Source organism: Natronospirillum sp. (assembly GCF_022565775.1).
GTDB lineage: Bacteria > Pseudomonadota > Gammaproteobacteria > Pseudomonadales > Natronospirillaceae > Natronospirillum.
This window is the reverse complement of record NZ_JAIUMC010000016.1, coordinates 39,876-48,644: the sequence shown is the minus strand read 5'-3', so window position 1 is coordinate 48,644 and position 8,769 is coordinate 39,876. Positions and strand designations below refer to the sequence as shown.

Here is an 8,769-nt window from a genome sequence, read left to right as displayed (position 1 = left end):
GTTTTCGCTCAATTGCCTGCTCATCATGCGCCCCTGCTGGAGGTCGGCATGCAGGCCACACTTGAAGCGGACGACGGCGCGGAGAAGACACTGAGGCTGCAGGGTTGGGAGCCGGTATCGCGTGGCGGCAGTCTGCGCCTGCGCTTCGCTGTCGAAGACCCGGACTCGCTGGCCGTGGCAGACCGCCATCATCGCCTGCGTCTCGCCTTGCCCGAAGTCTCCGATGTGGTTCCGGTGCCGGTCAATGCGCTGTATGAAAATCGATTTGTCTATTGGGTGGACGAGGATGTGTTGCAGCGGATCGAGGTGGAGGTGATCGGCTTTCGCGGCAATGGCACCACGACACAGGCCCTGATTCGCAGCGATGAATTGTCGGAAGACGATCGCCTGCTGCTGACCCGACTGGCCAATGCAGTCAGCGGGTTGCCGGTACTGGTCAGGGAGGACTGAGCATGACCGCAATCATTGCTGCGTTTGCCCGCCATCGGGTAGCGCCGAATGTTCTGATGTTTGTTGTCATACTGCTGGGCCTCTGGGCTCTGGAACGTCTGAATACCCAGTTTCTGCCGGACTTTGAGCTGAGCATCATTCAGGTTAGTACCGACTGGCCGGGCGCCAGTGCCGAGGATGTGCAGGAAAGCCTGACCATTCCGCTGGAAAACAGCCTGACCGGGATTGCGGAGATCGACACCCTCGAGGCGCGCAGCTTCGAGGGTGGTATGGCGATGGATATTGCTCTGGTCGAAGGCGTTGATGATCCGGACCGGGTGCAGCGGGATATTGAACGGGCGTTTGCCACGGTTGATCTGCCTTCCGGAGCTGACAGTCCGTTGGTAACGCCCTTCGTGTTTTTCGAGCGGGTTGCCGATGTACTTTTATATGGTGATCTGACGTTTGAGGAATTGCGCTACTGGACGCGCCAAGCCGAACTCAGCCTGGGCAATGCCGGCATCGCGCAGGTTGACATAGAAGGTGTGCCCGAGGCGGAGCTGCGCGTTCAGGTGCCGCCACAGCGCCTGCTCGATGCCGGGCTGACGGTTGGCGAGCTCGCCGATCGACTGGCCGCAGCCAATGTGAATGCGCCGGCGGGCCTGTCGGGTGAAGGATTTCTGGCCGCCCAGTGGCGGGTGCAGAATCGTGCTCTGGACATTCTTGGGCTGGAAAGCCAGGTGGTGCCGGTAAGCAACGCTCTCGGGTTTGCCCGTATCGACGATCTGGGCATGGTGAGCAGAGTCTATGTGGATGACCAGGTGCGTGTGTTCTATGACGGTCAGCCGGCATCCCGACTGTCCCTCAGCCGCACGCGCGGAGAAGACACCCTGCAGGTGGCGGAAACCCTCAACACTTGGCAGGAAAGCTTTGCATCCGAGTTGCCGGAGGGCATCTCGATGCATGTGTACAACGAGGACTGGCGCTTTGTGCAATCGCGCATCTCCATTATTCTGGAGAGCGGGTTGGGCGGCATGGTACTGGTGCTGCTGGTGCTGTTCATCTTCCTGAACCATCGGGTCGCCTTCTGGGTGGCGCTGGGTATTCCCATCTCGTTTCTGGCGACGCTGGTCTTGATGGAACTCACAGGCAACTCGATCAATCTGATTTCCCTGTTCGGCTTTCTGGTGGCCCTGGGTATCATTGTCGACGATGCCATAGTGGTGGGGGAGCAGACCTATACCGAGGTGGAAAAAGGGGCCGACCCCGAAGATGCGGCCGTGGCCGCAGCACGGCGTATGCTGCCGGCAGTGCTGGCCTCGAGTGTGACCACTATCGCCGCCTTCCTGCCGTTGCTGCTGGTCACGGGTCAGGCAGGCACCTTCACCATCAGCGTGCCGCTGGTGGTCATATTCGCCATCGTGGCATCGCTGATCGAGTGTTTTTTCATTTTGCCCGGCCACCTGGCACACAGCCTCAAGTCGCGCCGTGACGGCGCCAATCCACCCTGGGCGCCGCGGCGCTGGTTCGAGCAGGGTTTTAACTGGGTACGTCAGGTGCCGTTTCGCAGCCTGGTGCGTTTTGCCGTGGACAATCGCATGACCACCTATGCGACGGCTCTGGTTTTTCTGGTGCTGTCGGTCATGCTGATCGTGACCGGCCGGATCGTCTTCGTGTTTTTCCCTGATATTCAGCAGGAGCAGGTCACGCTGGAAGTCGACTTTGCAGAGGGCACGCCAGTAGAACAGGTGGACGAGTTTCTGGCGAACATGCAGCAGGCTCTGCTTGACGTGGAAGAGCGCTACCCGTTCCCGGTCGTCGATACCATGGTGCGTGAGCTGAATCGGGGCGCCCCGGAAAAAGGCGCCCTGTTTGTGTCCTTTGACGGCGCCACGGATCGGCCGGTCAGCAACGAGCAGATTCTGCGCGAATGGCGGGAGAGCGTGCCGGCCCCGCCGGGCATCATCGGTTTGCGCTTTGAACAGCCATCGCAGGGGCCGAGTACCAATGCGGTCAGTGCCCGCCTGCGCGGTGATGACCTGGACGAGTTGAAAGCCGCTTCGGATTGGTTGCAGGGCGAGTTGCGCCGCTTTGGCGGCTTGCGTGAGATCCGCGACAACCTGCCACTGGGCAGTGAGCAATTGGCTCTGCAACTGCGTCCGGATGCTCTGGCGCTCGGCCTAAGCCCGCAGGCTCTCAGTGACCGGGTCAATGAGGTAACGACAGGACGCACCGCCCAGGTGGTGCAACAGCAGGGTGATGACCTGACCGTCAGAGTCCTTTTGCTGGAAGAAAATACCCGCACCTGGTCCGACTTGCAGAATGTGCCGATCAGCCTCGGCAACGGCGAGTGGCAGCCGCTGTCGGCACTGGTCAATGTGGAGTATTCACGGGCCATAGACCAGTTCAACCGGATCAATGGCGAGCTGGCTGCCGAAGTGACGGCCGAACTGGGATCGGATGATCTGACCCTGGGCGATGTGAATCGCTGGCTGCAGAGCGACGCCATACCGGAGCTGGAAGACCGGTTTGCGGTCTTTGCTTCGCTGGAAGGTGATCAGGCCGGGCAGGCCCAGTTTCTGCAGGATGTGCAGTTCGGGGCCATTCTGGGGCTGATCCTGATCTTCGGGGCTCTGGCCTGGGTTTTCGAAAGCTGGGTCTGGCCGCTTGCCGTGCTTTCCGCGATTCCGTTTGCCCTGACCGGGGCTATTGCCGGCCACTGGATCATGGGGCTTGAGCTGTCGGCACTCAGTATCTACGGTCTGTTCGGGCTATCAGGTATCGTGATCAACAACGGCATTGTCCTGGTGTTGTTCTATCGAGACCTGAGAGCCTCCGGCATGCCGGTTCAGGAGGCGGTTGTCGAGGCCTCGGTGCGGCGTTTCCGGCCGGTTATCCTGACCTCGCTGACCACCATTGCCGGGCTCAGCTTCCTGCTGACCGAAACGTCTTTCGATGCCCAGTTTCTGATTCCACTGGCCGCCGGCATTGTATTCGGCCTGGCCTTCGGGACACTGATCATGCTGCTGCTTGTACCGGCACTGTTGACCAGCATCGAGCTCTGGCGCGAGCGTCTGCAGCGCTGGTTTGGTCGAGAGGGCAGGCTGGCGTGAAGCGATGAGGCCCGGAATTGGTTTCCGACGTTTGCCGGATGGCGAGCATGACGTTAAGGTGGGGAGCCATCACGACACGTTGCTTTTGGATAAATTGGCATGATCAATGGTTTTACACGCTGGGGGTACCGGCTGCGCGTCCTGGGGCCGGTATTTCTGCTATGCACGATAGGAACTGCTGTCGTGTTGGGGCTGGGTACCCTCAATGATTGGGGTGAAGTACTCTATCCGGCCCTGATCGGCTTCATGTGGAGCCTGCTCGGGCTCTGTTTTGTCTGGTGGTTTCAGCCACCCGGCCCCAACGCCGTCTTGCTGACCACCGCCTGGGGACGGTTCAAGGCCAAAATAGGCCGCTTCTTTTCCCTGCTCAAGTGCTGGATTTTCTTGATTCTGCTGCTGGGTACCATAGGGCTCACGGTGCGTTTCATTCTGCTCTGGCAGCAGGGTATCCCGCTGTAGATGTCGTCCTTCACAGATCCGGAGCCGCTGACGCGGGCCTACGAACGAATTGTCGGTGATGAGGATGCCCGGGTCTGCAAGGACATTCCCGATGCCGCCTGTCGTCACCAACCGCGCAATTTCTTTGGCTATCTCCTGGCCAACCTGTTCAGCAAACTGGCTGATGAGTTGTCATCGGCACGTTTGATCCTGCCCTGGTTGTTGGGCGCTCTGGGCGCGCCTTCAGCACTGGTCGGGTTTCTGGTGCCGATCCGGGAGGCGGGTGTCCTGCTGCCGCAGTTGGTGGTCGCCGCCTGGGTTCGGGGAATGCCCCGGCGCAAGCCGGTCTGGCTGCTGGGTGCACTGCTGTCGGGTGTGGCACTGGGCGCAATGGTTCTCGTTGGCATGGTTTTCGAAGGCACGTTAGCCGGGTTTCTGATTCTGGCCGCGTTGGTGGTCTACAGCCTGGCGCGAGGGCTCTGCTCGGTCGCGGCCAAAGATGTGCTGGGCAAAACCGTGTCCAAAGAGCGCCGCGGCACCCTGATGGGCTATGCCGCTGGGGCGAGTGGCGCGCTGGTCGCGGTGTGGGGTGTGTTGCTGTTGCTGGTTGATAGCGCGCAACCCGATGCCTGGTGGCTGTTTCTTATCCTGGGTGTCGCGGCTATTTGCTGGCTCGTTGCGTTGCCGTTTTTCAATCTCATCGTGGAAGAGGAGGGTGCCACCGAAGGCGGTGGCAATGCCTTGACGGTGGCCCTGACAAGCCTCGGCATTTTGCGCTCCGACCCGCAGTTTCTGCGCTTTGTGCTGGGCCGCTCAGCTCTGCTGGGCGTTGCGCTGGCGGCGCCCTTCCTGGTATTGCTGATCCAGCAGAATGACGGCACCCTGGCCGAGTTGGGCGCTCTGGTTTTGCTGGGCGGACTGGCCTCCATGATCAGTGCGCCCATCTGGGGGCGCTGGGCTGATCGTTCCAGCCGCCGAGTCATGCAGGCTGCGGCGCTGCTGGGTGGCGGCTTGTGCCTGCTGATTGCGCTGTTGTCGGCCTGGCAGCCGGACTGGTTGACCGCCTGGGGTGTGTTGCCACTGGCCTTCCTGCTGCTGTCACTGAGTCACAGTGGCGTTCGCCTGGGCCGCAAGGCCTATCTGGTTGACATGGCCACGCAGGACAACCGGGCCACCTATGTTGCGGTCAGCAACACCGTGGTCGGGGTGCTGATGCTGGTTGGTGGCCTGATTGGGTGGCTGGGTGACGCACTGGGTATTGCCTGGGTGCTGGGCTTGCTGGGGCTGCTGAGCCTCAGTGCCATCGTGCTGCTGCAGGCTTTGCCCGAAGTCACGGAACCTGACGCCTGACGATGCCCCTGGGCCCTTGGGGTCGGCGCCATTGGACATGCGCCGGGGGATAGGCCACCATGGTCCGGTGGTCAGAAAAGACCGCGCTGCCGCACAATGACAAAGCACACACAACAAAACAGGCCACATGTTCAAACGATACATTCCTGCGAGTATCTATAGCGCGCTGACAGTGCTGGGTCTGGCCATGCTGGCCGACGGTGCCCTGGGTCCTGACTGGGTGTTCTGCACCTGGACCAGCGCTCTCTGCGTTGGCGATCTGGGTCGGGTTGGCATTACCTTGCTGGCGCTCTATGGAAGCCTGGGCATGGCCATTGCCGGGGCTTTCGGGTTCATGCTGTATCGCGTCCTCAGGCTTGGCGGCGCACGCGTAACCGTGAACCACGATGACCGGCTACTGGTTAGTCGGGCCATCGGTGAGATCCGCGATCTCTGTCAGCAGGGTGAATATGGCAAGGCATTGTTTCTGGTCGAAACACTGCGGCGCAAGTATCCGGACAACCGGCAGTTGCGAGAGCTCGAAAAACGCCTCAACAAGGCTCTGGATCAGCGCAGCCAGACCTGAACATCACGTTTACGGCTCTATCATCACCTTTACGGCTCTATCATTGGCTTTCGGGCCCCCCGCCATTAGAATACGGCAGCCGAATGATCTGCCCCCGGAGATTGCCTGTTGTCCTCATCCGCCCGTCAGAACCACAATGATCCCGTACTTCGGGCGCGTGATCTGATCTGTGAGCGGGATGACCGTCTGTTGTTTCGTGACCTGCAACTGACGCTGACAGATGGCTCGGCGTTGCGTATAGCAGGGCGCAACGGCACCGGCAAGACCACATTGATGCGTGGGCTGGTGGGGCTGAACATCCTGCTGGAAGGCTCGATTGACTGGCGCCAGACGGACGCCAGTCCCTGGCTGTATGTCGGGCACCGGCCCGGCATCTCCGCGCATCTGACGGTACTCGAAAACCTGCGTTTTCTGGCGCGCCTGCGTGGTCTGGATCCTGATCAGGCGGCACTCCGGCAAGCGCTTGCAGCGGTGGACCTGCAGGCCTTTGATGACAGTCCGGGGCAGCAGCTGTCCGCCGGTCAGCAGCGCCGCGTCCTGCTGGCGATGCTCTATCTGCCCGGACTGCCGGACTGCTGGGTACTGGACGAACCCTTTACCGCACTCGACAAGCAGGGGGTGCTGGCGCTGGAGCATCACCTGGGCGCGCATTGCGCCAAGGGAGGCAGCCTGCTGTTTTCAACACATCATGAGCCGACCGTGTTCGACTATGCCACGGTGACTCTGGGTGAACACATGACAGAGGGCGCCACATGATGTTTCTGTTGCGCCGGGAGTGGCTGCTCAGCTGGCGCCGCCGCTCTGAACTGATCAACCCGCTGGTGTTCAACCTGATGGTGGTCGCCCTGTTCCCATTGGGTATCACGCCTGACCCGGACGAACTGGCGGTGCTGGCGCCTGGCATACTCTGGGTGGCGGCCTTGCTGGCGACCCTGCTGTCACTGGATCTGATGTTCCGTTACGATCATCAGGACGGCTCACTGGAGCAGGTTGCCACCAGCGGTACACCCCTGGCGGCCCTGATCCTGGCCAAGATACTCAATCACTGGCTGTTTACCGGGCTGGCACTGACCCTGATGTCGCCGTTGCTGGGGCTGATGCTCAACCTGCCGATCAGCCTGATGCCCCTGACCCTGCTGGTGCTGGCGCTGGGCACACTGGTGTTCAGTACCATAGGGGCGATCGGTGCCGCTTTGGTGGCCGGCTTGAGGCGCAGCGGGCTGCTGCTGTCATTGCTGGTCATTCCTTTATATATTCCTGTGCTGATTCTCGGTACAGGCAGCATCAATGCCGCGCTGGCCGGTGTGTCGTTTGTGGCACCCCTGTCGGCTCTGGCAGCGCTGGCCTGCATGGCGCTGGCATTGGCCCCCTGGGTGGCCGCCGCGGCCCTGCAGCTTTCGATCAATGACTGAGAGAGGACCTGCTGGCAGCAGGCCCGGGAGGACAAGACAGCAGATGGCGTTTTCGATGACTCCGGTGTGGCGCTGGTTCCACCGCTGGACTTCGCCACCCAACTTCTATCGTATCGCCCGGCCCTGGGCGCTGGGGTTGATGTTGGTCGGCGGGGTGGCCCTGCTGGTGGCCTGGATCTGGGGGCTGGTCTTTGCACCGGAAGATTACCTGCAGGGCAACAGCTACCGGATTATCTTTGTTCACGTGCCATCGGCCAGTGCGTCCCTTGCCATGTACCTGAGTATGGCCATTCTGGCGGTCATCAGTCTGGTGTGGAAAATCAAACTGGCCGACATGGTGCTGCGCCAGTGCATTCCGGTCGGTTTGACACTGACCGCGCTGGCCCTGATCTCCGGTGCCATCTGGGGGCGGCCAACCTGGGGAGTCTACTGGATCTGGGATGCGCGCCTGACCTCCATGCTGGTGCAGTTGTTCCTGTTTATCGGCATGTGGGCCATTCATACGGCCATTGAACAGCAGAAACTGGCCGACAAGGCGACCGCCATTCTGGTGCTGGTCGGCTTCGTCAACCTGCCCATCATCAAGTGGTCGGTGGACTGGTGGAATACCATGCATCAACCCGCCACCATCCGCATCACCGGAGAAACCACCATGGTCTGGGAAATGCTGGCACCCCTGCTGCTGAGCATGGCAGCCACCTATTGTGTGGTCGCCGCGCTGGTGCTTTACCGCACCCGCTGGGAAATTCTGTATAGAGAACGCAAAACACGCTGGGTCCAGGATGAGCTGGGCCTGCGGGGGCAGGCATAATATGGGCTACTTCGACAGCTTCTCCGATTTCATCCGCATGGGGAACCATGGGGTGTTCGTCTGGTCCGTATACGGGATCACAGTGTTCACAATACTGGGCCACTGGTTGGGTCTGCGCTTGCAGAAACGCCGTCTGGTCACTGAAATGCAGCGATTGAAAAAACGAGGACAGCTATGAATCCGGCGCGCCGACAGCGTTTGATACTTATTCTGATTGCAGTCACGCTGTTTACGGTGTCTGTCATTCTGCTGCTGATTGCCAATCGCCATCAGGTCAATCTGTTCTACAGCCCGACGGACATTGTGGAGGGCGAGGCGCCCTATGATCGCAGCTTCCGAGCCGGGGGCGTGGTCGTACATGATAGCGTCTGGCGCGATCATGAAACGCTGGCGGTGACCTTTACCGTGTCCGACACCATCAATGAAGTCACCATGAGCTACGTCGGTATTCTGCCCGACCTGTTCAAGGAGGGGCAGGGCGTTGTGGCTACCGGCCATCTTGACGATTCGGGTGTGTTCCGGGCCAGCGAGGTGCTGGCGCGTCATGACGAGAACTACATGCCGCCCGAGGTGGCGCGGGCGCTTGAAGAAGCCCATCGCCGGGGTCGGATTACCGACAGTCAGCTCGATACCATCAGGGAGAACTGAAGC

9 protein-coding genes and 1 pseudogene are annotated in these 8,769 nt (G+C 60.8%); all 10 read left to right on the top strand.

Annotated features, from left to right (window positions below; translation table 11 throughout):
• A pseudogene (locus LAT62_RS05645) lies at nucleotides 1–450 on the top strand (hypothetical protein); the annotation flags it as partial.
• A 2-nt stretch (nucleotides 451–452) separates the two neighbouring features.
• Nucleotides 453–3,542: an efflux RND transporter permease subunit gene (locus LAT62_RS05640; RefSeq protein WP_293380258.1), complete on the top strand. Its 3,090-nt coding sequence runs from the start codon at nucleotides 453–455 to the stop codon at nucleotides 3,540–3,542.
• A 99-nt stretch (nucleotides 3,543–3,641) separates the two neighbouring features.
• On the top strand, nucleotides 3,642–4,001 hold the full coding sequence (locus LAT62_RS05635; protein ID WP_293380255.1) for a hypothetical protein: 360 nt from the start codon (nucleotides 3,642–3,644) through the stop codon (nucleotides 3,999–4,001).
• Nucleotides 4,002–5,330, top strand: a complete 1,329-nt coding sequence (locus tag LAT62_RS05630) for an MFS transporter (RefSeq protein ID WP_293380252.1) — start codon at nucleotides 4,002–4,004, stop codon at nucleotides 5,328–5,330.
• Nucleotides 5,331–5,457: 127 nt separating this feature from the next.
• Entirely contained in the window at nucleotides 5,458–5,895 is a 438-nt protein-coding gene (locus LAT62_RS05625) for a hypothetical protein (protein ID WP_293380249.1), read from the top strand.
• A gap of 108 nt (nucleotides 5,896–6,003) precedes the next feature.
• Entirely contained in the window at nucleotides 6,004–6,651 is a 648-nt protein-coding gene (ccmA, locus tag LAT62_RS05620; protein ID WP_293380246.1) for a cytochrome c biogenesis heme-transporting ATPase CcmA, read from the top strand.
• Nucleotides 6,648–7,307 (top strand): heme exporter protein CcmB, encoded by a 660-nt coding sequence (gene ccmB, locus LAT62_RS05615; RefSeq protein ID WP_293380243.1) that lies wholly within the window; start codon nucleotides 6,648–6,650, stop codon nucleotides 7,305–7,307. Before ccmA ends, ccmB begins: the two co-directional genes overlap by 4 nt.
• A gap of 43 nt (nucleotides 7,308–7,350) precedes the next feature.
• Entirely contained in the window at nucleotides 7,351–8,118 is a 768-nt protein-coding gene (gene ccmC, locus LAT62_RS05610; protein ID WP_293380240.1) for a heme ABC transporter permease CcmC, read from the top strand.
• 1 nt (nucleotide 8,119) lies between these two features.
• The gene (gene ccmD / locus LAT62_RS05605; RefSeq protein WP_293380237.1) at nucleotides 8,120–8,296 is read left to right on the top strand and encodes a heme exporter protein CcmD; all 177 of its coding nucleotides are present in this window, start codon (nucleotides 8,120–8,122) and stop codon (nucleotides 8,294–8,296) included.
• A complete protein-coding gene (gene ccmE / locus LAT62_RS05600) occupies nucleotides 8,293–8,766 on the top strand; it encodes a cytochrome c maturation protein CcmE (protein ID WP_293380234.1) in 474 nt (157 codons plus the stop codon). The genes ccmD and ccmE overlap by 4 nt, the downstream gene beginning before the upstream one ends.
• Nucleotides 8,767–8,769: the final 3 nt, after the last annotated feature.